The organism is Bacillus sp. FSL K6-1000 (genome assembly GCF_038630785.1).
Taxonomy (GTDB): domain Bacteria; phylum Bacillota; class Bacilli; order Bacillales; family Bacillaceae; genus Bacillus; species Bacillus safensis.
This window is the reverse complement of record NZ_CP152042.1, coordinates 783,808-809,331: the sequence shown is the minus strand read 5'-3', so window position 1 is coordinate 809,331 and position 25,524 is coordinate 783,808. Positions and strand designations below refer to the sequence as shown.

The window sequence follows — 25,524 nt, the reverse complement described above, 5'->3', positions numbered from 1 at the left end:
AAAAAAGCCCGCATTGCGCGAGCTATTCTTCCTTCCAATCATTTTTAAACCGTTCATATTTCGCTTCCAGGTCGTCAATCATCTGGATCAGTCTGTCTATATCCTCAACGTCTGTTGATTCGGGATCTAATGAATCAATCACATTCATAAACATATCTAATCGGTTCTTTAAATAATCAACCTGCTGTTCTTTGCTGTCTGCTGCCTTGCCCATCGATACACTCCCTTTAGCGTTTGTTTATAGCTTATCTTTTTTTCCCTTGTAAATCAATTGTGTCCCTCTTGCGTATAACCGTGATGAGGCTTAAAATTAACTGTTGGCGGGTCTACGTTTGCCCGAATGAAAAGGAGATAGATACCATGAACCAAAAAACAGCACTTCGTCCGATCACACCTGCATACGACCCTTGGGAAGCCTATCTCGATGTGCAGGATTACGGAGAAATGAAGCTGACAAATATTGAATTTACAACTACAACATTGTGTAACATGAGATGTGAGCATTGTGCGGTCGGCTATACCTTACAGCCTAAAGACCCGAATGCGCTGCCGATAGATTTGTTACTTCGCCGTTTAGATGAAGTTCCGCTCCTGCGCTCACTCAGTATTACAGGCGGAGAGCCTATGCTTTCTCTTAAATCTGTACGGGAATATGTCGTTCCTTTATTAAAGTATGCCCATGAACGCGGCGTGCGTACACAAATCAATTCAAATTTAACCCTTGATTTGGCGCGCTATGAAGAAATTATTCCATACTTAGACGTCCTTCACATTTCACATAACTGGGGCACTGTTGAAGAGTTTGCAACAGTCGGTTTTGCTATGATGGATCGTAAACCAACCTTTGAGCAGCGCGAGAAATTATTTAACCGCATGATTGAAAATAGTCAGGCACTTGTCAAAGCAGGCGTAACCGTATCCGCTGAGACCATGCTGAATAAGCGCACGCTTCCATATATTGAGCACATCCACCGGCAGATCGTCGAGGAGATGAAATGCCAGCGCCACGAAGTTCACCCGATGTACCCAAGTGATTTCGCCAGCGCCCTTGAATCATTGACGCTTCCGCAAATGCGGGATGCGATTCATCAGCTGCTTGATATTCGTGATCAAAACACATGGATGCTGTTTGGCACCCTGCCATTTTATTCATGCAGCACAGACGAAGAAGACCAGCGCCTCCTCAATCGATTGCGCCAGGAGAAAAATGTCACAGTACGAAATGACCCTGACGGCCGTTCACGGTTGAATGTGAATATTTTTGATGGGAATATTATTGTGACAGACTTTGGCGATACACCGCCGCTTGGAAACATTGCAACTGATACTTTGCAATCAGCCTATACACGCTGGATGGACACGAAATTAGCAAAAGAGCTGAATTGTCATTGCCCAAGCGTGCAGTGCCTCGGTCCGAATGTTCTAGTGAAAAACAGCTATTATCAAGATGTTGATTTTACTTCTCGAACAGCCAGGGGGTAACCGATAGATGGACGATACATTTCTGACAGTGGTCAAAAATAAATACATTGAAATTCTCCTTGTTGGGCTCGTTCTTTGGCTTGCTGTCTTTATGATCAACAAAGCCCTTCAAATTTTCTTTAAACGAACTGAGTTTATAGAGGATAAAAAGAAGAAAACGATTGAGAGCTTGGTCAAATCGGTCACGAAATACACCGCTTCGATTTGCTTTGTGCTCTATGTCATTTCTCTTTTCTTTCATGACTTCGGGAAAATTCTTGCGGGTGCTGGTGTCGCTGGGATCGTCATCGGTTTTGGCGCCCAGACGCTCATTCGTGATATTTTAGCAGGCATTTTTCTCATCTATGAACGCCAGATTCATAAAGGGGATTATGTGACGGTGAATAACCTCTTTAATGGAACCATTGAAGAGATTGGTCTCCGCTCTCTGCAAATTAGAGAATGGAGCGGCAAGCTGTTAACCATTTCTAACGGGGATATCCGGCAAATCCAAAACTATAACATGCAATATATGCGGATTACGGAATCTGTGTTAATTAGCGCGAATCAAAACCCAGATATCGCCTTCCAAGCACTTGAATCAGCATGTGACAATTTAAATCAAATGCATCATGATTTACTTAAAAAAGATGAATTCCAAAACGCCATTGAACCCTTTCAAGTTCATGGAATTATGGGCTTGAATAAGCTGAATCGCGGGATTGAAATTACAGTTAAGGGAATGGTCGAAGACGAAAAATACTTTGAAGCCGCTCTCGCTGTGCGAAAAGAAATGATCAAGCAACTTCATCAGCATGATGTCAAATTGCTTGAGGATCTCGCTTATCCCCAGCCTGCAAAATAACCTCATTCTATATGGGGTTATTTTTTTATTTGTATTTTGTTAACCAGTTAATTATAATGTTATTTAGTTAACTAGTTAACAATAGAGAGGATGTATGGAATGACAAAAACAGAAGCAATTTCTTTCATCAAGGAGATGTATCAAGAGGTATTAACCAAGTTCGATACAAAAAAGGTGGAGACATATTTTTCACCTGACTATCAGCAAGTGACCGATGGGAAGGTGTCCACGCTTGATGAATTTAAAAAGCATCTATCCACATTAAAAGAAATGACAACACAGCTTGTGATCCCCGCCTTTCATGATGTGTTATTTGATGAAGAAACGCAGCAAGCGTGTTTTCGTTACACGGTACATGTTGACCTCGCAAGCGGAGACGGGGGTTTAATAGATGTCACAGCTCTTTTCACCTTATTAGATGGCAGGATCATTCGGTGCGACGAGCTGACTCGGGCTCACGAAAAACATGAAATGCTTGAACAGCTGGGGCACATTAGCTAACAATTCTCTTCATTTCAGCCCTCTTACTTCTATCCTCTTGACTGATTCATGTATAATAGATAGCAGAATGATTTCATGCAGCATGGGGACCCTCATACTGTGTATTTTCTAATTGAAAGAGAGTGAATAAGATGGGTCGTAAGTGGAACAACATTAAAGAAAAGAAAGCATCAAAGGATGCTAGTACAAGTCGTATTTACGCAAAATTCGGGCGTGAAATCTATGTGGCTGCCAAACAAGGTGAGCCAAACCCAGAATCAAACCAAGCACTTCGTTTTGTCCTAGAACGTGCAAAAACATATAGTGTCCCAAAACATATTGTGGACCGTGCCATTGAAAAAGCCAAAGGCGGTGCGGAAGAGAACTTCGATGAGCTGCGCTACGAAGGATTTGGTCCAAACGGATCAATGGTCATCGTTGATGCCCTCACCAATAACGTGAACCGGACAGCTTCAGATGTTCGAGCAGCATTTGGGAAAAACGGCGGAAACATGGGCGTAAGCGGCTCTGTTGCTTACATGTTTGACCAAACAGCTGTCATCGGTGTCGAAGGAAAAAGTGAAGAAGAAACACTTGAGCTTCTAATGGAAGCAGATGTTGATGTACGTGACATCATGGAAGAAGATGAAACGGTGATTGTGTACGCTGAACCAGATCAATTCCATCAAGTACAAGAAGCATTCAAACAAGCGGGTGTTGAAGAATTCACTGTCGCTGAAATCACAATGCTCCCGCAAAACGAAGTGACATTAGATGATGAATCTAAGGCACAATTTGAAAAGCTGATCGATGTTTTAGAAGAGCTTGAAGACGTGCAGCAGGTTTATCATAATGTGGATTTAGGGGAATAAAAAACTTAGCCATAGTAGTCGTTGAGTTCATTCAACTTCTACTATGGCTTTTTTATTTCCTCAAAAAATGTAATATATGTATAATATGTTAATGTCTACACTTTTCAAGGAGATGAGTTTCATTTTTAAAACATGGTGGTTTTCTTATTATGGATTTATGATCATCCCTTATCTTGGCCTATGTCTTATTTTCAACGACTTACCGATATTGACTAAAGTTATCTTCTTTCTTTTTATCATTTGGTATTTATATAACGTCTTTGACTTTTACAAAAATGAATTAAAAAGAAAAAAAGAGAAACCCTATTAGCAAAAAACAGTCATCTCCTCTGTTGATAAGAGGAGATGACTGTTTTAATTCATCCCTTGAAACCCAAACGTCAGGTGATCCTGAACTGGAATCCAAGCGCCGATTCCTTGTGAGGTCACGTTTTTCACGACGAGTTTTCGTTTATTTCCTTTTAGCACAAGGTACACTTCTCCGTAAGTAACCTTACCTTTTTCGTTAATCGCTGGTGCATAGGCATGAAGCGATGCTGCTTTTTTTGGAGAGACATGGTAAGACTGATCTCGTTTTGTTCCTGCACCAATTACGGTGTCAAACGCGAGGGGCAGCTTTGTTTTTTGAATCGCTTTTTGCATCATCAATGTTTTCACATCTTCTGGGCTTGGCACTTTTGCTGTGAGTCCGCCGCTTACTTTCACTTGCTGCTTTTGAACGTATTTTCCAATGGCTGTTTTATTGCCGCCTCTGTTATCAATATGGTTCGTATTCACTTTTTTGTATTCCCAATTGGCGACGGTTTCGTTTGAATCGTAGCTCAGCGCCCATCTCCCAAGGAAAATGGTCGCGCGGTATCCAACTGCTAATGGCGTCCCTGAAATGCTGGATTCGTTCAGCATTTTAATCAAATGAGTATTCTCAATCGGGACACTTGTTGTTTTGAACAATTCAGCCGTCAGCTCGCTCGGCTGAAGCAGCGGCTGATCCTGTGACGCGTTCGGATACGTATTCTCCTTTGAAATACTTGCGACAGAGGATGGCACTTTAAATGGCTTTGCCGCCTCCGCTGGAAAGCTGTATAGAAAACTTAAGGATAAGAGAACAACAAACATGATGCGGGGCATCTTTTTCATATCATCACTCTTTCTCATTCATTTTTCCATAGTATTTTCCCGAAAGACGTCCCTTATCCACAAAAGATTATAAAAGGAAAAATCCAATCGCCATAATAAAATAGGCAGCGAGTAATGTGGCGCCTTCAAACCAGTTTGTATCACCATCATTTGATAAAATGACCGTGAGCAGCACAGAGGATGCCATCGCAATGAGCTCTGGCAAGGAGAAAATGAGCGGCATCTGCTTATCAAAAAATAGCGAGCTGATGACAAGAATCGGCGCAACCATCATGGCAACCTGAAGTGTGGAGCCAAAGGCGATTTCTACTGCTACATCCATTTTGTTTTTATACGCCATGATGACAGCTGAGGCATGTTCTGCTGCGTTGCCGACGATGGCCACAATAATGACACCGATAAACAGCTCACTCCAGCCAAATTGTTCTCCTACCGTATCAAATGTATGAACAAGGCGCTCTGAAATGTACGCAACTGCGATTGTCGAAAGCAGCAAAATGACAGTGGCAAACTTGCCAGACCATTCAGGTGTTTCTTCTTCCGTCTCTGCTTCGCCTTCCATGCTCTCCAGCTTGGCAACATACACCCCGCGGTGGCTGACCAGTTTGAAATAGAGCGCCGCGACATAAAGCAAAATCATGACAATGCTAATCCCAATGCTTAAAACAAACTGTTTATTCTCTGCCATCTCCATCGAAAACACTTCTGGAATGACAAACGCTACAATAATGGCAAACATGAGCAAGCCTGAATTGTGCCTTGCATCATGGACATTAAATACTTGACGCTTATATTTTAATCCGCCAACGAAAAAAGACAAGCCAGCCACAAGCAGTAAATTTCCGATAACCGATCCTGTTAATGATGCAAGTACGATGGCCGTCAATCCTTGCTTTAAAGCAAAAAACGAAATGATTAACTCCACCGCATTCCCAAATGTAGCGTTTAAAAGTCCGCCAATTCTGGGCCCCGCAATGATGGCAAGACTTTCTGTGGCTCTTCCCATAAAACTAGCAAGACCAATAATGGCGATACAATAAACGGCAAACATGACGACCTGCGGGAAATGAAGAAAACTGCCAAGCACCGATAGCGGAACACCGATTGCGACAATCACAAGAAATAAACGATTCATACAGCCATTCTCCTTTACATATGTCTGACTGTTATTCTTTCGTGAGTGCCGGCATCATATACATTTTAGATTCGCGCGTGTGAGAAGGTGATATCAATACTTCCTTTCACGGACTGCACCATAGAGCAATGCTTCAATGCAAGGGTGATCACTTTATCGATTTGTTCATCAGATGTATTAATGTCTTCAAATAAGATATGTAAATGAATGCAGGAAATCTTGTTTACAGCTCCTGCCCTTGTCGTTTCAGGTGTGATCGTCAGCCCTTTATAGGATATTCGCTTTTTACGGCACACATGAAAGAGCATTTCTCCAAAGCAGCCTGCAATGGCTGAGGTGAACAATTGAGATGGACGGTACCCCATTTCTTCCGTTCCTGAAATAGGCAGTTGCCTGTCCTCATTATGTGCGATCCAATGATCCTTTTCGTATGTCAGCTTCATTCCTTTTCCACCTTTCTATTGAAACCCCTATGGTTCCATTGTACGATGAAAATATGAACTTGTAAGGAGCATCTTATGTCGAGAATTCACTTTATGATTTTAATTTTACTTGTATCCGTGTCTGGTTTTTCACAGGGTGCATTACTTCCTGTCATTTCCATTATTTTCGAACATGCCGGTACTTCTCCTACGTTAAACGGACTGCATGCCACAGGCTTATATCTCGGAGTACTGCTTGCGTCTCCTTTTATGGAAGCACCGCTTCGCCGGTTTGGATTTAAGCCGTTAATCGTCATTGGAGGCGCCGCTGTCTTTTTAAGCTTGTTTAGCTTTGTGTTTTTTGAATCTTATGTCGTCTGGTTCTTCCTCCGGCTTATGATCGGGATTGGTGACCATATGCTGCATTTCTCTACACAGACGTGGGTGACCTATGCTTCATCCTCGAGAAATCGCGGAAGAAACATTTCACTGTATGGATTATCGTTTGGACTCGGTTTTGCCGCCGGCCCTTTTTTAACGCCGCTCATTGAGATCAATCCAGCTTTGCCTTTTATTGTTTCTGGTGCCGTTAGTTTATGTATTTGGCTGCTTGTGTTTGTTTTAAAAAATACATATCCAGATACGGACGAAGTGCAAACGTCAGAGCAGACAAACAGTTTGAAGCGCTTCAAAAAGGCCTTTCAATTTGGCTGGGTCGCCTTTATGATGCCATTTTGCTATGGATTTTTAGAAACGACGCTTAATAGTAACTTCCCTGTATATGCGCTAAGAAGTGGTGTGACAGTAGAGGCAGTTGCGTTTATTTTACCTGCGTTTGCCATTGGGAGCATTGTCTTTCAGCTTCCTCTTGGGATGCTCAGTGACCGGTTTGGCAGACGCCGCATCATTTTATGTGTGACACTCGCTGGATCATTCTTTTTCCTTTTAGCAGGGATCTTCATTCAATCCGTTTTGGCTGTCGCCATTTGTTTCTTTATCGCCGGAATGGCTGTAGGCTCTACCTTCTCACTTGGCATCAGTTATATGACCGACTTATTGCCAAAGCATCTGCTTCCCGCCGGGAATTTGATGTGCGGGATGGCGTTTAGTGCCGGCAGTATTCTCGGGCCGGTACTCGGAGGATTCTTTGTGCAAATGTTTGAAGGTATGAATTTACTTTATCTTGTCAGTATCGTGATATTATTTGTGTTTTGCTGCGTTCGGTTTGGGAGAACGACGGCAGTGGTGGAAAGTCACTAAAATGGAGGGTCAATCGTTGTTTACCTATAACATCACAAATGAGTTGACTTTGGCATCTCTACAAATAGATGATGCGGACACACTATTTAGCCTTATTCAAAAAAATAAGGCTCATTTAGGGGAGTGGCTGCCTTGGGTTCATCACGGCAAAAGCATAGAAGCAGTCAAAACGTTTATTCAATCAACTCAAACCACCTACATTGAACAAAAAGGGTTGGAAGCTGGCATTCAGCTGAACGAGCAATTAATCGGTGTGCTCCGTCTGACGTTTGATCAACAAGTAGGCAATATCGGTTATTGGATTGATGAAGACGCTCAAGGACAAGGCATTGTGACAACCATCGTGAAATATATGACAGATACCTTTGCTCCTAAAGTCGATGGATTTGAAATTTTTTGTCCTGTTGGCCATGTCAGAAGTGAACGTGTAGCGATAAACGCAGGGTTTCAGCTTGATTCTCATTACCAGTCAAAACCTGATACAGCTTTTAACCTTAAGCGGTATATACGATTGTCGAAATAAAAACTCCCCTGCACCGCAGAGGAGTTTTTTCATTTAATGATAACCATTTTGCCCGTTCGCACTGCCGCTTGTTTTGTGCTTTGGCTGATGGCCTTTGTTTTGTTTCGTGTTGCTTCCGCCTTTTTTCGATTGTTTGGACATATGTGATTCCCCCATCCATCAAGATTGAACATGTTCGTTCTTCTTTAGGATGCCCAGATTTCTTCACACCTTGCCTGGTACGATTTTACGCTTATGTAAAAGCGCATTGAGCTCGCCGCCAAGGATAATCATGATGCCGGTTAAATAGAACCAGATCATTAAAATAATGATTCCCCCAATACTTCCGTACATCGCGCTGTAATTAGCAAACTCGCCTACGTAAAATGAGAACAGCATGCTGACCAAAATCCATCCAATCGATGCAAAAATGGCGCCTGGCAGAACAAATTTCAATTTCAGTCTGATGTTTGGGGCGAAATAGTACAAGGCTGTAAACACAATCAATAAAATCAGCGGGCTAATGATCCACCTCATGGCCGTCCAAATGGTGAGAAAGGCATCTGACTGCCCAACTAATTTAGCGACAAATAAGCCAAGTTCTTTTCCAAAGACAGGTAGCATTAAGGCAAAAATAATCGTAAGAACCATCGCTATGGTTAAGATGATTGATGTTAAACGTACGAGAATGAAGGAACGATTTTCCTCAACTTCGTAAGCATGGTTAAATGCTCTGACGACGGCATTAATCCCGTTAGATGCAGACCAAAGGGCGGCAATAATCCCGAATGACAACAATCCGCCGTTGCGGCTGTTCAGTGTCTCTTCGGCGATGGATTCAATCATCGAAAGCGCTCCTTCTGGCGCATAACCAGAGATGACGCTCAGGACATCCTTCGACGTCAGCGGCAAATATCCAACGAGTGTCAGCACGAAGATGAGAAACGGAAATAATGAAAGCAAAAAGAAGTAAGCAAGCTCAGCAGATTTTGCTGGTCCTTCATGCAGCAAAAAGCGTTCAATTAACGCTTTAATAAAACCCATACGCCTCATCTCCAATGATCAATCTTTCTATTTCGATCGAAAGTGATCCTTTGTTTCTTCAATAATCTCTAATACTTTTGGGGTTGTTTCCTTTAACTGATTGACTTGTTCATTTAAAAATGACAAATCATCTGAGACTGTTCGCATCAGCTGCTTCGTTTCTTCCATTTTTTCTTTCACGCAAGCAGAAATTCTGGCTGGCTCCTGACGGTATTCCGCCAGCTTTTCCTGACAGTCATCCCATTTGTCTTTAAGCGCAATTCTCGTTGGCCGATGAAATAATGTCAGCAGTGCGCCGCAAGCTGCTCCTATCACAGCTCCTCGAAGCATGATTTGATTTTTCTCTTCCATCTCGTCTGATCTCCTTTCAGTTAAAGGTGTTTCTCTTTCTTTACATACGTCAAAAAACGATCAATTCCTGTTTCAATTAAATCATGTACTTCCTCAAAGTTTCCAGTGTAATAAGGGTCTGGCACATCATCTCGATCATCGTCTTCAACAAAGTCAAGAAGACGGCCAATAAAGTGATGTTTCCCATAACCGGCTATACTGCGAAGTGCCCCTACATTTTCAGCATCCATCGCAATGATATAGTCGTATGCTGTGATGTCCTCATGTATGATTTGTCTTGCGGACATCCCTTCATAGCTGATCCCTTTTTCATCAAGCAGCTTTCGTGTTCCTTCATGCGGAGGACAGCCTTGATGCCAGCCGCCAATGCCTGCTGAATCAATGACAAAGTGCTCGCTTAGTCCTTCATCTTCTACTCGTTTTCTAAACATGGCCTCTGCCATCGGTGACCTACAAATATTGCCAAGACATACGAATAATACATGAATCATCCTTCATTCTCCTCCTATCTTTTCCCTAGAAACTGCTTTCGAAAACCTTTTCTCTATCATATCAAGCCCTTTTTCTTTTGAAAACTTTGCAAGAAAAACTCCCATCGGCATTGACACATTATACAAAAAAAGGGGACACTTTAGGAGAATTGCACAAATAAAGGGGGATACATATGGGATGGGTAGAACAGATTGTCAGCAATATCAATGATGTATTATGGGGACCGCCGCTTTTGTTTTTGATCGTGGGGACTGGGATTTACCTTACCTTTCGCGTACTCTTCATTCAAATTAGGCTGCTCCCCTATTCGCTGAAGCTTGCATTTTCAAAGCAAGACAAGACATCAGAAGGTGATATTTCTCACTTCCAAGCATTAATGACAGCTCTTGCTGCAACGGTTGGAACGGGAAATATTGTAGGGGTCGCCTCTGCTGTCATTGCCGGCGGACCAGGCGCTGTGTTTTGGATGTGGTTTGCAGCGTTCTTTGGAATGGCGACAAAATATGCTGAAGCTGTTCTCGCAGTGAAATACCGTGTCAAAAATGAAAAAGGTGAAATGTCCGGCGGGCCGATGTACTATTTGGAGCATGGCTTGAAGCAAAAATGGCTAGGGGTGCTGTTTGCTATTTTTGGTGCTGCGGCTGCCTTTGGAATTGGGAATCTCGTGCAGTCAAATTCGATTTCTGGTGTCATGAATTCAACCTTTCAGATTCCAACATGGATCACAGGCATTATTATTACGGCCTTTACTGCGCTCGTGATTTTAGGCGGGATTAAAAGCATTGGCCGGGTGACGGCTATTTTTGTACCGGTCATGGCTTTATTCTACGTCATTTGCGGGCTGATCATTCTTGTCATGAATGCGGATCTTGTCCCAAGTGCAGTCGGGCTCATTTTTACGGATGCATTTACAGGTCAAGCCGTTGCAGGCGGTGCGATCGGTACCGTAATCCGCTGGGGTGTGGCGAGAGGGGTATTTTCCAATGAAGCAGGTCTTGGTTCTGCACCAATCGCTGCAGCTGCTGCCAAAACAGATATGCCTGCTCGTCAAGCGCTTGTGTCAATGACGCAAGTATTTATTGATACGATGATTGTTTGTTCCATTACAGGGATCACAATTGTCATGGCCGATATGTACGTCACAGAAAAAAGTGATGCACTCACCTCGTTATCCTTTGCTCATTTCCTTGGACCAATCGGCTCAATCATTGTTGCAATCGGCTTACTTTTATTCGCTTATTCCACCATTATTGGCTGGTCCTATTACGGTGAAAAATGCTTTACATATTTGGCAAAAGATTCGTATGTGATGTATTATCGTGTTGTGTTTGTTATTGCTGTCTTTTTCGGTGCCGTGTTTAAGAATGATTTCGTCTGGGGCGTGGCGGATATGCTAAACGGACTGATGGCTGTTCCGAACTTAATCGGCCTTATCGGTTTATCAGGAGTTGTCGTGTTTGAATCTAAACGAATCATTGATAAGATCAAGCAGGAGAAAAAGGAGAAAAACATCTCCGTGTCGTCTTAATAGCCCTTTTATTCTTTTGCATTTCTGTTAAAATAGACATGTTATTCAACACATATGCAGGAAAGGACGTGCCGCCCTTGTCAGAGCAAAAAGCGGCTGAAGTCAATCAGCTGATTGAAGACATTTCGCAAAAGTTAAATATGCTGAACATTGGAGTCATCAAAGCCGAGGACTTCAGTCCAGACAAGTACGAAGATATTGAATTTCTACACCAAATGGTGATGAAAAAATCTTCATTCAGCCCAAGTGAAATGCAAGCCATCGCAAGCGAACTAAAAAACTTAAGAAAATAAACGTGCAAAGGAAACCAGATTGCGGTTTACGCCGCTTTCTTCCATCCATGCACAGAAAAAGCCAGCACCCCGCAAGGTGCTGGCTTTATTTATCCTGTCAAAAACTGCTTATTTTGCGAGCAGTTTTAATGATTCACGGTTAAATGCTGGAATGTCATCAGGTGTACGGCTTGTCACAAGCTGATCCTGACAAACAACAACTTCTTCATCTTTGAATTTGGCGCCTGCGTTTTCCATATCTACTTGAATGGATGTATAGCCAGTCGCGCCTCTGCCTTCCAGCGTCTTCGCTGTAATGAGCAATTGCGGTCCGTGACAGATCGCAAATACTGGTTTTTTCTCGTCCATAAATGCTCTTGTGAATTGGACATAGCGATCATCTGCACGCAGAATGTCTGGTGAGAAACCGCCAGGAATCAGTAGTGCATCGAAGTCTTCAGGCTTCACGTTATCAATGGACGCATCCACTCTCACTTCTGCTTCTCCTTGCTTCCCTTTCACTGTTTTACCTTTTTCGTTTTCAATTACTGTGATCTCATGGCCTGCATCTTTAAAGGCTTTTGCAGGCTCGGTGAATTCAACATCCTCAAAGTAATCTGTTAATACAACTGCAATTTTCTTACCCATGTAGAAACCCTCCTGCTTGATTATCGTTTACACTACACACTATACCCGGGTACATTGAAATCAAACATCCTATCCCGATCAGAAAACCCCTTATGATAAAAATAAGCATTTAGACTTATTTATATTTCCTCAACAAGGTAATTCGTATGATTTATGTTATCTTTACAATAATCTGCAAAAAATAACTACAAAAGTTAACGAAACATTTCTACAATAGGTATTGTGGTCAAAAAAATTAGAAAGGCGGAGATCAGGTGAAGAAGCAAACACATAGGTCTAAACGAAGGAAAAACCTGTCTATTCTGCTCACTTCCATTATGATGATTAGTCTCATTCTCCCAGCAGTACCTACTCATGCAGCAATAGAAAACGGCGATGCCGTAAAAGTCAGCATCTTAGCCACAACGGATGTTCATGCGAACATGATGAACTATGATTATTACAGCGACAAAGAAACAAATGAATTTGGTTTGGCAAAAACAGCCGAGCTAATTGAAAAGCACCGTTCACAAAATCCAAATACACTCCTTGTTGATAACGGAGACCTGATTCAAGGAACCCCTCTTGGAGAATACGTTTACAAAAATGAGAAAGACAGCATCATCAATCAAACAAAGGTTCACCCCATTATTCATACACTCAACAAACTAAAGTACGATGCAGGAACACTTGGCAATCATGAATTTAACTACGGATTATCATTTCTTGACGGTACTATTGCCGGGGCTAACTTCCCAATTGTCAATGCGAACGTCAAAAAGTTAAATGGAGAACACCGTTTTACGCCTTATGTGATTCAAGAAAAAACATTTAAAGACGCAAACGGAGCCTCACAAACTGTGAAAGTCGGTTACATAGGATTCGTTCCACCACAAATTATGACGTGGGATAAGAAGCATTTAGATGGACAAGTTCAAGTGCAGGATATCGTCGAATCTGCCAATGAAACCATTCCTGAAATGAAGGAAAAAGGAGCAGATATCATCGTCGCTCTTGCCCATACAGGAATTGAAAAAACCGCTTCGCCTAAAGGATCAGAAAATATGATCTTTGACCTTGCCACGAAAACGAAAGGCATTGATGCGATCGTGTCTGGCCACCAGCACGGCACATTCCCAAGCGCTGAATATAGCGGCGTTGACAAATTCGATGTCTCAAAAGGAACCATCAACGGCATTCCAGTCGTCATGTCTAAAAACTGGGGAAGCTACCTCGGCGTCATTGATTTAACATTAGAGCCTGACGGCAGCAACTGGAAAGTCACAGATGGAACAGGAAAGATTGAATCTGTTGCAGGAGTCACCTCTCAAAACAGCACTGTAAAAGATGCTATTCAAACGACGCATCAAAACACACTTGATTATGTAAGAAAGCCTGTCGGTAAAACAGAAGCAGACATTAACAGCTTTTTTGCTCAAGTGATGGATGACCCTTCTATTCAAATTGTGACGGATGCACAAAAATGGTATGCACAAGAAAAAATGAAGGATACGTCATACAAAAACTTACCGATTTTATCTGCAGGCGCCCCGTTTAAAGCCGGCGGCCGAAACGGTGTAAATTATTATACAAATATCGCAAAAGGTGATTTAGCGATTAAAAACATCGGCGATCTCTACCTTTACGATAACACCGTGCAAATTGTCAAACTGAAAGGCAGTGAAGTGAAAGACTGGCTCGAGATGTCTGCCGGACAGTTTAATCAGATCAAGCCAAACGATTCAAATGAACAGCCTATTTTAAACGAAGAATACCGCTCGTATAACTTTGATGTGATCGATGGTGTCACCTATCAAGTTGATGTGACGCAGCCTGCTAAGTACAGCACAACAGGCACTCTTGTCAATGCGAAGGCAAACCGCATCAAAAACCTGTCCTACAACGGGAAACCAGTCTCTGACAATCAAGAATTTTTAGTCGTGACAAACAACTATCGAGCTTCTGGCGGCGGTGGCTTCCCGCATCTGACACAAGATAAAGTGGTGCTTGCCTCAGCCGATGAGAACCGCCAAGTGCTGATGGATTATATTATCGAACAAAAAACCATCAACCCAAGTGCGGATCAAAACTGGTCCATTGCACCAATCAAAGGCGCAACAGTCACATTCGAATCTTCTCTTTTAGCTAAGCCGTTTGCTGAAAAATCTAGCAGTGTAGACTTTGTTCGTAACGCCAGCACAGATGGTCTTGGTGTGTACAAGCTAGCCTTTAAAGAGGATGGCACAACAGAACCGCCTGCATCAGACAACTGGAATTTAACGGTGATGCATACAAACGATACACACGCACACCTTGATGATGCGGCAAGACGTGCCACAAAGATTAAAGAAGTTCGGGCAGAAAGCAAGAACAACATTTTATTAGATGCTGGAGATGTCTTCTCTGGTGACCTATATTTCACAAAATGGCAAGGACTTGCCGACCTCAAACTGATGAACTTAATGAAATATGATGCCATGACGTTTGGTAATCATGAATTTGACAAAGGTCCTTCTGTTCTTCGTCAATTCCTGACAGGTGATGCATCAGATGTAGATGCGAAAAACCGTCACCAATTTGAAAAGCCTGCATTCCCGATTGTGTCATCAAACGTTGATGTCTCTAAGGAAAAACAATTGAGCGGCTTAGTGAAAAAGCCAGCCACATTTAAAGCTGGTGAGAAAAAAGAAGCTGGGATTTACCCATACATCCTGCTTGATGTAAACGGTGAAAAGGTGGCTGTATTTGGCTTAACCACTGAAGACACGGCCATTACATCCAGCAGCGGCCCTAACATTCAATTCAAGGATGCATACAAGAAAGCAAAGGAAACAGTCAACACCATTCAAACAGAAGAAAAAATCAATAAAATCATTGCTTTAACACACATTGGCTATAACCGTGACCTTGAGCTGGCTCAAAAAGTAGACGGTATTGATTTAATCATTGGCGGTCACACGCACACCCTTGTAGAAAAATTAAAGGTCGTCAATAAGAAAGAACCAACGATTGTCGCACAAGTAAAAGACTACGGACAATTCTTAGGAAAAGTAGACGTGGCCTTTAATCAAAAAGGAGTCGTACAGCCAAAGAAATCTTCTTTTGACCTCATCACCATAGATGACTCTGTCAAAGAAGATGCCGATGCAAAAGCGATCCTCGATCAGTACAAGGCAGATATTCAAGATTTAAAAACGGAAAAAGTCGGCTCTACTGATGTCCTCTTAGACGGACAACGAGAGCACGTCCGGGCGAAGGAAACGAACCTTGGGAACTTTATTGCTGACGGCATGCTGAAGAAAGCGCAGGAATCTGCTGGTGCTGATCTTGCCATCACAAACGGCGGCGGTATTCGAGGCAGCATTGAAAAAGGAGATATCACTTTAGGTGATATTTTAACGGTCATGCCATTCGGAAACACACTCTATGTTGCGGATTTAAAAGGCAGCCAAATAAAGAAAGCGCTCGAACAAGGGCTTTCAGGCATTGAGGAAGGCGGCGGCGCATTCCCTCATGTAGCCGGCATTGAATATACGTTTACACTGAGTAAACCAGCTGGCAGCAGACTCATTGATGTCAAACTGAAAGACAAAAACGGCAAACTAACAGACATTGATGATAAGAAAACATACCGCGTGGCAACAAACGCATTTGTCGGGACAGGCGGCGATGGCTACAGCGTCTTTACAGAAGCCTCTCACGGCGAAGACTTAGGCTATGTTGACTATGAAATCTTCAAAGAGCAAATTGAACAGGCAGACGGCGGGCATATTTCTCCTGTCATCGATCATCGAGTGAAAGAAGTGTTCCTTCCACGTGCGAAAGGAAAAGGCGCTTATGACATTCAAGATGATGAGAAATTCCAAACGTATGTGCAGCATACAAACAAAGCATTGCTCTATTTAGACAAAGCGAGCGAAGCGAAAAACGTTCAATTGTCACTATCAAAAGCACAGGTAACCGAGCTGAAGAAAAGAGAGCAAGATCCGAACGTCACTATTTATCATGACAAAGTGGGACTCGCATTACCGCTCTCTAACTTGTCCGAGAAAAACGCAGAAATATCGATGACAAAGACGGATAAGGTGAAAAATGCATTAACGAATACGTATGATTTCCAAATCAAACAAGATCAGAAAAAGGTTTCTACCTTTAAAGATCCTGTTACACTATCCTTTACATTAGATGAGCCTCAAAAGGCAAAGAAACCTGGTGTATATTATGTAGACCGCAAGAAAAATCGTTATGCCAAAACAAGTAATGGATCATTCGAAAATGGGGCCGTTTCAGGTCAAACTAAGCACTTCAGCGAATACACCGTACTCAACCAAAGCGGGGCAGTTGGAACAACGCCAGATCAAACTGGTGGAGACGGTGGAAGTTCAGCGCCAGGCGGAGGTACAGGTACAGATCCAAACCAAGATGGAACCGGACTCCCAGGCGGCACACTGCCGAATACAGCAACAATGATGTATACAGCTGTATTGATTGGCGTACTCATGCTTGCCTCAGGCGGTATCCTCTATTACTACCAGCGTAAGCGTACAAGAAAAAATGTATCATCTTAAAAGAAAAGGACAGAGCCTATGCTCTGTCCTTTTTTTCTCTTCTAGCAAAATCGACGAACCTGAAGCGGTCTAACCTGTGACGGCTTTCTGTGTATTGAAATAGACTCGTATCCTCTAAGAACACATAATTCTTTACCACGACGACATGGTCAAATCCCTTTAAATCAAGGTACTTGGCGTCCTCTTCTGTACATGGCTCTACCACAAATTCCTTTTGAGCATAGCTGATTGATACACCGAGTTCTCCTTCAATATACTCGTAGATTGATCCTTCGCATATGTCTTTAGACAATACTTCAACATGCTTTTGCAAAAAGTAGTCCTTGTCTAAAATCACTTCTTCCCCGCTAATATTGCGAGAGCGAATGACTTTCCAGACGTCCGTCTGTCCATCAATTTTCAGCTGAGACTGAATATACTGATCCGGTTTGATTAAACCAAATTCATGAACCGTTGTGACTGTCTTTCGGCCAAGCGTTTTGGAAAGCTCTTTAAAGCTGACAAGACCTGATACAGGGAACTGCATTTTCTCCCGATTCAGCAATACAGAGCCTTTCCCGCGGATTTTTTGGATATAGCCATTTTGCACAAGAATATTTAATGCCTTTCTCACCGTCTCCCGGGACGTGTCGTACATAATCGAAAGCTCATGCTCTGATGGGAGGATGCCTTTATCCTGCCATTCACCTTGTTCGATTCGTCTTGCTAGCTGATCATAAATCACTCGAAACTTATTCTCTTTCATTTTCCCTCCGCCCCATTTTCTAGCGTTTGGTTAAATGATAAACGATTGACTCATATGGGCGCAACGTAAATCCCTTGATATGTGCCGGCACATCCTCATAATTGGATAACAGCACTTGACACTCCATCTCATCAGCAGCCTGCACAAGCTCATCAGGAAGCGTAAAGTGCGCCTCACCTGCATAAAAGTGGTTGATCACGAGGAGCTTCTCATCCTTGCTTTCTCTAACATAAGCAAAAATCTTTGGATCTTCTGCTAGGAGTAAGGAGAAGCTGCCATATGTGATCACGTCAAGTTCTTTACGCAGTCTGCAAAGGGCTTGGTAATGATAGAAAATGGACGTCTGATCTTTTAATGAAGCCTCGACCGAAATGTCGTTATTGGCTGGCTCAATCCAAGGCGTTCCTGTTGAGAAACCTGCATTCTTCTCTGAATTCCACTGCATTGGTGTTCTCGCATTATCTCTTGACTTGACCTGTAAAATGGCGAGTGCTTCTTCCTTTGATTTTCCCTTTTCAAGCATGACTTCGTACATATTGAGTGATTCGATATCACGATAAGACGAAATGTCCTCAAAGCGAGGATTCTTCATGCCTATTTCCTCACCTTGATAAATATAAGGAGTCCCTTGCATGAGATGCATTGTGGTTGCCAGCATCTTCGCTGATTGCTGATGATACGTGTCATCATCACCATACCTTGAGACGATACGCGGCTGATCATGATTGCACCAGAACAGCGCATTCCAGCCGCCGCCCTCATGCATTTTCGTCTGCCATTCAGAAAGAATCGACTTCAATTCTTGAAAATCAAATGGTGCGATCGCCCACTTTTCACCGTTTGGATAATCCACCTTTAAATGATGGAAGTTAAACGTCATATCCAGCTCCTGCCGATCAGGTCTTGTATACCGAATACAGTCTGCGATATTCGTTGAAGACATTTCTCCCACTGTCATGCTATCGTATTTCGAAAAAACCTCCTGGTTCATTTCATGCAGAAATTCATGAATTCTTGGCCCGTCTGTATAGTACATGCGGCCGTCGCCTTGCACAGATTGTCCGGCATCATCTAAGAAACGCTGATCCTTTGAGATGTTGTTGATGACATCCAGCCTAAACCCATCAATTCCTTTTTCAAACCAAAAGTGCATGATGTCATATACTTTCCTGCGCACTTCATCCTTCTCCCAATTGAGATCCGCCTGAGTGACATCATATAAATGAAGATAATAATCTCCTGTTACTTCATCGAGTTCCCAGGCTGGACCGCCAAATTTCGACTGCCAATCATTCGGCGGAGATCCATCCGCTTTTGGCTCCTTCCAAATATAATAATCTCGATAAGGGTTATCCTTTGACTCACGCGAGGCTTGAAACCACTCATGGAAAATGGATGTATGGTTAACGGCTAGATCCATGATGACTCGTATTCCTCTCTCATGCGCTTCCTTCAGCATGCGTTCAAAATCTGTCATTGTGCCATACATCTCATGGATTTTTGTATAATCACTAATATCATAGCCGTTGTCATGCTGCGGGGACTCATACATTGGCGTCAGCCAAATACAATCCGCCCCAAGCTCTTTGATATAATCAAGCTTTTTCGTCACGCCATTGATATCACCTGTACCAGAGCCCGTTGTATCTAAAAAGCTCTTCGGATAAATTTGATAGACCACCGCTTTTTTCCACCATGGTTCATTTGTCTGCTGATTCAATTTCCTTCACCACCACTAGTTAAGTTCTTCTGAAAAATCCTTCTTCTTTTTTAGTTTTGCATATAAAAGAGTACCGATGAATGGGAGGATGAGTACAATCACCATTCCAATTGCAAATGCACCCCAATATTTCGGGATAATGGAGAAGATTCCTGGAATGCCTCCAACACCAACTGAACTTGCCAGCACCCCTTGAGAGGCGATAAACATACCGGCTAATCCTGAGCTGATCAGAGCAAAAATAAATGGGAATCGATAACGCAGGTTGACCCCAAACATGGCCGGTTCAGTAATTCCTAAATAAGCAGAAATACTTGATGTCAGTGAAAGTCCTTTTTGCTTTTCATCTTTTAAAACAAACATCATCGCAAGGGCAGCTGATCCTTGTGCGATATTGGACAGTGCAAGCATTGGCCAGAGGAACGTGCCGTGCAGCTTTGAGTTAATCAATTGAATATCAACAGCGAGGAACGTATGGTGCATTCCTGTAATGACTAATGCTGCATACAGTCCGCCGTATAATAGACCGCCAAGTGCTGCGAATTGCTGGAATACCGCTACAAGTCCAGATGTTAAAACATTACCGATTGCAAATGTAACAGGTCCAATGACGATGAATGATAAAAATCCAATGATTAATAACGTAATCGGTGCAACAACTAACAGCTGAATACTTTCAGGTGTCCGTTTTGTGATAAATAATTCGAGCTTTGCAAGTAAATAGGAGGCAACGAGTATCGGAAGAACCTGTCCTTGATAGCCTACCTTCTGCACTTCAAGTCCAAACAAGTTCCAAACAGGAATGTCACCGGTCTTCTCTGCCGCTCCATAGCCCCATGCGTTTAACAAGTCTGGATGTACGAGCATCAGACCGAGGACCATCCCTAAAAGTGGATTCCCCCCAAACCGCTTCACAGCTGACCAGCCAATTAATGCTGGCAGGAACGTGAAGGCAGTGCCAGCAATTAAGTTGATCATATTCGCTAAATCAGCCCATGCCGGGTACACATCCACAATCGATTTTTGATCGAAGAAAATATCAGGAGCTGTTAAAATATTATTAATCCCCATTAATAAACCGGCTGTGACGATAGCAGGAAGAATCGGTATAAAGATATCAGCGAGCGTTTTCACAGCACGCTGCAATGGATTCAATTTTTGATCAGAGGCACGCTTGACGTCCTCTTTTGTGGCTTCCCCAATTCCCGTCCTTTTGACCATTTCGGCATATACTCGATTGACGACCCCTTGGCCGATAACAACTTGGTATTGACCGTTCGCTGAGAAAGATCCCTTCACTTCATCAATTTGTTCAAGTGCTTTCTCATCCACCTTGCCTTCATCTTTCAGTACAAAGCGCAGCCTTGTTACACAATGTGTCGCTTGATCGATATTTTCTTTGCCGCCGATGGCTTTCACAATCTGATCTGCTGCTGCCTGATAATCAGCCATACTATCCCCTCCGAGATCGTTTTTTTATATAAGAAAAAAGAACCAAAAAACTTGTATATACATGTTTACTTCATATTTTATATTTGTATATACATGTAGTCAACAATAAAATGTAGCGCTTACATAAAAAAGCTCCCTCAATGTGCTCAGGGAGAGGCAGCGTGTCATCATCTTTTTTTATGCTCCGTTAATTTCTCGTAGACCTTATTTTTGTAAAAGGAGGAGGCTGGGCGGGCAAAAGTTTGACGCTTAGATGTAAGTTCATCCAGACGTTTTTGTTTTTCTTCACATATGAGAGACAGTTTCTTTCTTTCCTCTCCATCTATACTCGATTGAAGTAATTCTTTGACAGTCATAAGTTCTTTTTTCAGCGCTGTTTCTTCCCCAGCAAATCCGGCATTTTTCATAATGCGGTAGCCCATTCTAAGTTCTTCTGGTACATGAGCAGCGTCATCTTTTGGCAGAGGCTTCCCAAAGCCAGATAATCCTTCAAAAGCCCCATTATCCATCGCTTTTTTGATCCGTTCTTCTGATAATCTCTGCGCAAAATCCATAGCGTTTCTCCTTTCACCGCAAGTATGTGATTAAGCATAGCAAAAAAGCTGCCTCTCTCACAAGAGCCAACTTCAGCGTCTAGACAAACCGCATTCGGTGCTCATCCCTACTTCACTGAAAAGAGAAAAAGGGCTAAAATATTTTAGCCCTTTCTTGTTATTTCTTGTCGATTTTGAAAGTTGAGACCATTTGTGCTAAGTCGTCTGACATGTCAGAGAGCTGTTCAATCGCACTTGAAATTTGCTGCATGCCAGCACTTTGCTGTTCTGTTGCTGCCGCCACTTCTTGTGAGCTGGCTGCTTGTTCTTCCGATACCACCGAAATTTGTTCAATCGATGTAGAAATCGTTTGATATGCACGTTCTACCTGGTTGATGGATTCAAGCAAGTTGTTCGTTCTTCTTGCAAACTGAGACACGCCGTCGTAAATCACAGCGAAGTTTTGTGACGTGCCTTCCATTTGCTCACGTCCTTCTTCCACTGCTTTACTGCTTTCCTCTACGCTTTCAAGAACACGCTGGCTGTTTTCCTGTGTACCGATAACGAGGTCTGAAACAGTTTTAGCTGCATCTGCTGATTGCTCTGCTAATTTACGTACCTCATCTGCCACAACAGCAAACCCTTTTCCTTCTTCCCCAACACGTGCCGCTTCAATGGAAGCATTCAGTGCAAGAAGATTCGTTTGTGCTGAAATGTCCGTAATAATCGAGATCACACTTTCAATCTCCGTTGAATGGGATTGTAATTCTTCTGCTGCCTGCTTTGAGTTGGTCATCTTGTCATGTAACAAGTTCAGATGATCAAGCACATGGTTCACAAGTTTTTGACCAGATTCTGACTGCTCCTGTACGTCAGATGAAACAGATTTCATTTCATCGACTTCTTTTGTGACGCCTTCGATTTGAGTATCGATCTCTGCAACAGATCTCGTACAATCCGTAATATTTGCGACAGAATCATTGATTCCTTCACTCATATTCGTCATGGCTTCTGACACTTGCTGCGCACTTTGACTTGATTCGTTCGTCACCGTGCGAAGCTGTGAAGACATTTTTGATACTTCACTAGATGAGTGCGAGATCTTCGAAATGAGCTCTTTGATCCGCCCCTGCATCTTTTGGAAGGATGCGGCAAGCTGGCCGATCTCGTCTTTACTCTCAACTTCTACCATTCCAGTTAAATCACCGTCAGCAATTCGGTTCGCTGATTCCATCAATGAACGTGCTGGTTTCGCAATTCTTCTTCCCATGATAAAGGAGAAGAGCAATCCACCGATGAGCACAATAGCCGATGCAACCGTAATGTAGATTGTGAGCTTCTTCGTAGTGGCTGGAACAATTGATGCATCTAGATCAATCCCTAAAATCCCTGTCAGCTCACCGCCTGAATCTTTGATTGGCAAAAAGACTGATTTATGTGTTCCATATGAATCATGGTAAATATCACTTTTGACCATTTTATCTTCAGAAAGAGCTTGCTTCATCTCATCTGAAAATGCATAATCCTGGTCAAAATCATTGTCTTCCCCAGTTAATACGATAATTCTTTCTTTACCGCCTTTATTAGATAATACGTATAAGTTCTCAAGCGTATGATCTTTTTGAAGCTCTGTGAATTTCTTTTTGATATCGACATAAATGGGATCATCCTTCCCGCTAATGCTGAGCACGTTTCCATCGATGTTATCGATTTCTTTTTTGGCGGTATCAATATCTGTTGTTAATCGATAATCAAATTGCTTTAATAACTGGGATGATAAATCCTGGCTGACTAGATAAAATGTTAGAACGAATAATGCAACGGTTGCGAGTAATGTTACGGTAACGACTGACATGATTTTAGAGGATATCGTGTATCCTCCAAATTTCCTTTGTTTCGCCATTTTTTCCTACATCTCCACTCTCAGATTTGGTTTAAGCATGTACATTTTCAAATTGTCCACAAACAGATGCAATCACATCTTTTAAATAAGATACGATATGAGGGATATGCTCTGGTAACGTATAAGGTGAGATGACAAAAAACTTACTAACACTTAGATAGAATTCTTGACCTTCTTTTGAGTTAACAAGTAAAAACTTCGTTGTATCGCCAAAGAACATCTCGTCTCTTTTCTCTCCAAGCTTTTCAAACAACATTTTGTTCAATTCATTGTTTCGTTCAATTTCCATTGAAGTCGCTTCGCCAGAAATCTCTTCTTGAAAACGCGGTGAGCCGTCTAGGTAAATTCTAAATAATGTAGCCATTCCGACGTTGTCATCATTCACGACTTCTGCTTGCGGAATTTCCCTACTAAGTGCTTCTCTGAAGGCAAGGTTTACTTCTAAGAATTGACCGAGCAAGCGCTGGTAGCCTTCAATCCCAAACGTTAACAGCACACTCAGCATGCTGATTGAGCTTCCCATTCTTGAGCACTCAAGTGTATAACCCGTATGGTATTCCCCGTAGCCTCTATGGCCAACATATGGAGTCTCTTGTTCTTCCAGATCCAAACGCTTTAAGTCAGCAGCGTTTTTCACTAAGAATAAACTGGATGTGTAAGGTGTTTGGCCGAGCTTTTGAAAATCAAAGCACATCGAGTCTGCAAGAGAAAGATGCTGGAATTTCGCTTTGATTTCTTTTAGCATACGAAGAACACCGTCTGAGAATTGCAGCGGGTTTTCTGATACATCATACTCATTAAAGAAAGCAAAGAATCCACCCAGCGCCGAATCTGCATGAATATGCGGCACCTTCAGATCATACTTTTCAGCAATCGCTTCTGCTGTTTCACGTACCCCTTTTACATCATCAATTGCAATGGCATCTGTTGTTCCGGTTGTTGCCACAATATAAACGGGAATCCCGCCATCCTGTGCAACACGTTCCATTTGACAACGCAAATCTTCCATATCCATTGAATGATCTTTATTCGTCTTAATTCTGATTAAGTTGTTTGTGCCAAGTCCTGTTGCTTCCATTGACTTAAATAAGCTGTAATGTGCGGCATCAGAACAAAACGCATAAAGATTTTGCGGAACTCCTTTTCGCAGTGACTCCGGCGCTGCTTTGGCAATCGCTAAACGAAGTCCTGAAAAAATCGCTCCTTGACCTCCCCATGTTGTGTATCCCCCGCTCACGTTTGGATCATATCCGATGAGCTTAGACATCATTGAGACCACTCTGACCTCAGCTTCCGCACCTGCTGGTCCATAAACATCCCATAGGTTGTTTCCGTTTACCAGCATAGCTGTCAGCATGCCTAAAATTCCTGGTGTACTTGCCATTGGCAAAATGTTCGTGAAGAAATACTTGGTGTGGTATGGATGGTTATGTAAAAGCTTCAGTAATTCTTCATTCACAAGTTCCGCTTGCTGGCCGTTCATCGGAATTTGACTTGTTTCAGTGAGCTTTTTGTAAAAGTCCTCCCCACGATTCTTTTCACCTTTAAGGTGTGCACGGTTGGGATCCTTCAGGTCATCGACCCCTGAAATGATCTGCTCCATCAATTTGACGAGTTCTTTACGCTCTCCTGCATTTCCGTCCTCACTCGGAAACCAGTTCTGAACGAGGTTCTCTGCTCGTACAGTCATATACTATCAATCCTTTCAATGGAAGATTTCCTGTCACTGTCTATATCGACCCCAATTCAGAAGTTTATAGTCTCGATATGTTCACTTAAGTATATCTAGATAATTTGTTTACTTATTAAAATAAATGAAACCCTTAAAAAACACATTAAAAGCATTATGTTGACGAAACACAAAAATATATTGATATATCGTATGAGAGGAATTTTTATCCATCATATTGTTCCATTCCATTGTTCATTTTTTTTGCTTAACCTGCATAAACATTAATAAACAATGGAAAAACTCTCTAAATGACCATTGTAGAAACCAAATTAATTCTTTAGACTTATGCCTTTTTACCTGTTTTATTGATATAGCAACTGGAAAATTGCTGAATTTTCTGTCAATAATAGGTCGATTTTCATAAAAAGTTTTTCGATGGGCGAATATTTTCATTTTCTCTCCTTTTATTGCTCGGACAGGCTT

23 protein-coding genes are annotated in these 25,524 nt (G+C 42.3%); 9 read left to right on the top strand and 14 right to left on the bottom strand.

From position 1 onward, the window contains the following. Positions 1-22 precede the first annotated feature (22 nt). Positions 23-214, bottom strand: coding sequence for an SE1561 family protein (locus MHI46_RS03975; protein WP_012009274.1), 192 nt, complete (start codon positions 212-214; stop codon positions 23-25). Positions 215-360: 146 nt separating this feature from the next. On the opposite strand from MHI46_RS03975, the gene yfkAB reads away from it, so the two are divergent. The 4 genes from yfkAB (at position 361) to MHI46_RS03955 (ending at position 3,678) form a co-directional block, all read left to right on the top strand. After that, positions 361-1,482: a radical SAM/CxCxxxxC motif protein YfkAB gene (yfkAB, locus tag MHI46_RS03970; protein ID WP_041106321.1), complete on the top strand. Its 1,122-nt coding sequence runs from the start codon at positions 361-363 to the stop codon at positions 1,480-1,482. A 7-nt stretch (positions 1,483-1,489) separates the two neighbouring features. Further along, positions 1,490-2,326, top strand: a complete 837-nt coding sequence (locus MHI46_RS03965) for a mechanosensitive ion channel domain-containing protein (protein WP_106025882.1) — start codon at positions 1,490-1,492, stop codon at positions 2,324-2,326. A gap of 99 nt (positions 2,327-2,425) precedes the next feature. Beyond that, positions 2,426-2,827, top strand: coding sequence for a nuclear transport factor 2 family protein (locus tag MHI46_RS03960; RefSeq protein ID WP_058837473.1), 402 nt, complete (start codon positions 2,426-2,428; stop codon positions 2,825-2,827). Between the two features lie 131 nt (positions 2,828-2,958). Continuing rightward, a complete protein-coding gene (locus MHI46_RS03955; RefSeq protein ID WP_003218036.1) occupies positions 2,959-3,678 on the top strand; it encodes a YebC/PmpR family DNA-binding transcriptional regulator in 720 nt (239 codons plus the stop codon). A 354-nt stretch (positions 3,679-4,032) separates the two neighbouring features. On the opposite strand, the gene MHI46_RS03950 is transcribed toward MHI46_RS03955, so the two are convergent. The 3 genes from MHI46_RS03950 to MHI46_RS03940 all read right to left on the bottom strand — a co-directional run bounded on the left by MHI46_RS03950 (position 4,033) and on the right by MHI46_RS03940 (position 6,393). Then, positions 4,033-4,794 (bottom strand): YfkD famly protein, encoded by a 762-nt coding sequence (locus tag MHI46_RS03950; protein ID WP_224930884.1) that lies wholly within the window; start codon positions 4,792-4,794, stop codon positions 4,033-4,035. A gap of 88 nt (positions 4,795-4,882) precedes the next feature. Beyond that, on the bottom strand, positions 4,883-5,950 hold the full coding sequence (gene cax, locus MHI46_RS03945; RefSeq protein WP_059377704.1) for a calcium/proton exchanger: 1,068 nt from the start codon (positions 5,948-5,950) through the stop codon (positions 4,883-4,885). A 65-nt stretch (positions 5,951-6,015) separates the two neighbouring features. Further along, on the bottom strand, positions 6,016-6,393 hold the full coding sequence (locus MHI46_RS03940; protein ID WP_058837475.1) for an OsmC family protein: 378 nt from the start codon (positions 6,391-6,393) through the stop codon (positions 6,016-6,018). Between the two features lie 75 nt (positions 6,394-6,468). On the opposite strand from MHI46_RS03940, the gene MHI46_RS03935 reads away from it, so the two are divergent. Next, positions 6,469-7,632, top strand: coding sequence for an MFS transporter (locus MHI46_RS03935; protein WP_342503124.1), 1,164 nt, complete (start codon positions 6,469-6,471; stop codon positions 7,630-7,632). A gap of 16 nt (positions 7,633-7,648) precedes the next feature. Further along, positions 7,649-8,155: a GNAT family N-acetyltransferase gene (locus tag MHI46_RS03930; RefSeq protein ID WP_342503123.1), complete on the top strand. Its 507-nt coding sequence runs from the start codon at positions 7,649-7,651 to the stop codon at positions 8,153-8,155. A 204-nt stretch (positions 8,156-8,359) separates the two neighbouring features. Here MHI46_RS03930 and MHI46_RS03925 read toward each other — a convergent pair whose 3' ends face one another. From MHI46_RS03925 to MHI46_RS03915, 3 genes are read right to left on the bottom strand one after another with little or no spacing between them, the layout of a single operon-like run. After that, positions 8,360-9,178, bottom strand: a complete 819-nt coding sequence (locus MHI46_RS03925) for a YhjD/YihY/BrkB family envelope integrity protein (protein WP_039177150.1) — start codon at positions 9,176-9,178, stop codon at positions 8,360-8,362. A gap of 27 nt (positions 9,179-9,205) precedes the next feature. Next, positions 9,206-9,529: a YtxH domain-containing protein gene (locus MHI46_RS03920; RefSeq protein WP_039177147.1), complete on the bottom strand. Its 324-nt coding sequence runs from the start codon at positions 9,527-9,529 to the stop codon at positions 9,206-9,208. A 20-nt stretch (positions 9,530-9,549) separates the two neighbouring features. Continuing rightward, the gene (locus MHI46_RS03915) at positions 9,550-10,020 is read right to left on the bottom strand and encodes a low molecular weight protein-tyrosine-phosphatase (protein ID WP_144491761.1); all 471 of its coding nucleotides are present in this window, start codon (positions 10,018-10,020) and stop codon (positions 9,550-9,552) included. 173 nt (positions 10,021-10,193) lie between these two features. Here MHI46_RS03915 and MHI46_RS03910 point away from each other — a divergent pair, with 173 nt between their 5' ends. Both MHI46_RS03910 and MHI46_RS03905 read left to right on the top strand, forming a co-directional pair. Continuing rightward, positions 10,194-11,549: a sodium:alanine symporter family protein gene (locus tag MHI46_RS03910; protein WP_039177145.1), complete on the top strand. Its 1,356-nt coding sequence runs from the start codon at positions 10,194-10,196 to the stop codon at positions 11,547-11,549. 77 nt (positions 11,550-11,626) lie between these two features. Further along, positions 11,627-11,842, top strand: a complete 216-nt coding sequence (locus MHI46_RS03905) for a DUF1128 domain-containing protein (RefSeq protein ID WP_003214000.1) — start codon at positions 11,627-11,629, stop codon at positions 11,840-11,842. Between the two features lie 108 nt (positions 11,843-11,950). Here the strand turns inward: MHI46_RS03905 and MHI46_RS03900 are convergent, their stop codons facing one another. After that, complete coding sequence (locus MHI46_RS03900) at positions 11,951-12,469, bottom strand: type 1 glutamine amidotransferase domain-containing protein (protein WP_024425275.1); 519 nt, start codon at positions 12,467-12,469, stop codon at positions 11,951-11,953. A 254-nt stretch (positions 12,470-12,723) separates the two neighbouring features. Here MHI46_RS03900 and MHI46_RS03895 point away from each other — a divergent pair, with 254 nt between their 5' ends. Further along, positions 12,724-17,016, top strand: a complete 4,293-nt coding sequence (locus MHI46_RS03895) for a multifunctional 2',3'-cyclic-nucleotide 2'-phosphodiesterase/3'-nucleotidase/5'-nucleotidase (RefSeq protein ID WP_341040170.1) — start codon at positions 12,724-12,726, stop codon at positions 17,014-17,016. A 16-nt stretch (positions 17,017-17,032) separates the two neighbouring features. Here MHI46_RS03895 and treR read toward each other — a convergent pair whose 3' ends face one another. From treR to MHI46_RS03865, 6 genes are all read right to left on the bottom strand, one after another. Next, positions 17,033-17,761, bottom strand: coding sequence for a trehalose operon repressor (gene treR / locus MHI46_RS03890; RefSeq protein ID WP_144491763.1), 729 nt, complete (start codon positions 17,759-17,761; stop codon positions 17,033-17,035). A 19-nt stretch (positions 17,762-17,780) separates the two neighbouring features. After that, on the bottom strand, positions 17,781-19,481 hold the full coding sequence (treC, locus tag MHI46_RS03885) for an alpha,alpha-phosphotrehalase (protein WP_144491764.1): 1,701 nt from the start codon (positions 19,479-19,481) through the stop codon (positions 17,781-17,783). Positions 19,482-19,496: 15 nt separating this feature from the next. Next, on the bottom strand, positions 19,497-20,933 hold the full coding sequence (gene treP / locus MHI46_RS03880) for a PTS system trehalose-specific EIIBC component (RefSeq protein ID WP_342503122.1): 1,437 nt from the start codon (positions 20,931-20,933) through the stop codon (positions 19,497-19,499). A gap of 167 nt (positions 20,934-21,100) precedes the next feature. Beyond that, positions 21,101-21,487: a DUF1992 domain-containing protein gene (locus tag MHI46_RS03875; RefSeq protein WP_024425857.1), complete on the bottom strand. Its 387-nt coding sequence runs from the start codon at positions 21,485-21,487 to the stop codon at positions 21,101-21,103. A 157-nt stretch (positions 21,488-21,644) separates the two neighbouring features. Beyond that, positions 21,645-23,369 carry a methyl-accepting chemotaxis protein gene (locus MHI46_RS03870; protein ID WP_039177128.1) on the bottom strand — a complete coding sequence of 575 codons (1,725 nt, stop codon included), beginning with the start codon at positions 23,367-23,369 and terminating at the stop codon, positions 21,645-21,647. Positions 23,370-23,400: 31 nt separating this feature from the next. After that, on the bottom strand, positions 23,401-25,059 hold the full coding sequence (locus tag MHI46_RS03865) for a pyridoxal-dependent decarboxylase (RefSeq protein ID WP_039177127.1): 1,659 nt from the start codon (positions 25,057-25,059) through the stop codon (positions 23,401-23,403). Positions 25,060-25,524: the final 465 nt, after the last annotated feature.

Coding starts and splice junctions, on each gene's coding strand:
- MHI46_RS03865 (WP_039177127.1), bottom strand. CDS start 25,059: ATGACTGTACGAGCAGAGAACCTCGTTCAGAACTGGTTTCCGAGTGAG.
- MHI46_RS03955 (WP_003218036.1), top strand. CDS start 2,959: ATGGGTCGTAAGTGGAACAACATTAAAGAAAAGAAAGCATCAAAGGAT.
- MHI46_RS03925 (WP_039177150.1), bottom strand. CDS start 9,178: ATGGGTTTTATTAAAGCGTTAATTGAACGCTTTTTGCTGCATGAAGGA.
- MHI46_RS03910 (WP_039177145.1), top strand. CDS start 10,194: ATGGGATGGGTAGAACAGATTGTCAGCAATATCAATGATGTATTATGG.
- cax (WP_059377704.1), bottom strand. CDS start 5,950: ATGAATCGTTTATTTCTTGTGATTGTCGCAATCGGTGTTCCGCTATCG.
- treR (WP_144491763.1), bottom strand. CDS start 17,761: ATGAAAGAGAATAAGTTTCGAGTGATTTATGATCAGCTAGCAAGACGA.
- MHI46_RS03870 (WP_039177128.1), bottom strand. CDS start 23,369: ATGGCGAAACAAAGGAAATTTGGAGGATACACGATATCCTCTAAAATC.
- MHI46_RS03900 (WP_024425275.1), bottom strand. CDS start 12,469: ATGGGTAAGAAAATTGCAGTTGTATTAACAGATTACTTTGAGGATGTT.
- MHI46_RS03915 (WP_144491761.1), bottom strand. CDS start 10,020: ATGATTCATGTATTATTCGTATGTCTTGGCAATATTTGTAGGTCACCG.
- MHI46_RS03950 (WP_224930884.1), bottom strand. CDS start 4,794: ATGTTTGTTGTTCTCTTATCCTTAAGTTTTCTATACAGCTTTCCAGCG.
- MHI46_RS03920 (WP_039177147.1), bottom strand. CDS start 9,529: ATGGAAGAGAAAAATCAAATCATGCTTCGAGGAGCTGTGATAGGAGCA.
- treP (WP_342503122.1), bottom strand. CDS start 20,933: ATGGCTGATTATCAGGCAGCAGCAGATCAGATTGTGAAAGCCATCGGC.
- MHI46_RS03965 (WP_106025882.1), top strand. CDS start 1,490: ATGGACGATACATTTCTGACAGTGGTCAAAAATAAATACATTGAAATT.
- yfkAB (WP_041106321.1), top strand. CDS start 361: ATGAACCAAAAAACAGCACTTCGTCCGATCACACCTGCATACGACCCT.
- MHI46_RS03875 (WP_024425857.1), bottom strand. CDS start 21,487: ATGGATTTTGCGCAGAGATTATCAGAAGAACGGATCAAAAAAGCGATG.
- MHI46_RS03940 (WP_058837475.1), bottom strand. CDS start 6,393: ATGAAGCTGACATACGAAAAGGATCATTGGATCGCACATAATGAGGAC.
- MHI46_RS03975 (WP_012009274.1), bottom strand. CDS start 214: ATGGGCAAGGCAGCAGACAGCAAAGAACAGCAGGTTGATTATTTAAAG.
- MHI46_RS03935 (WP_342503124.1), top strand. CDS start 6,469: ATGTCGAGAATTCACTTTATGATTTTAATTTTACTTGTATCCGTGTCT.
- MHI46_RS03960 (WP_058837473.1), top strand. CDS start 2,426: ATGACAAAAACAGAAGCAATTTCTTTCATCAAGGAGATGTATCAAGAG.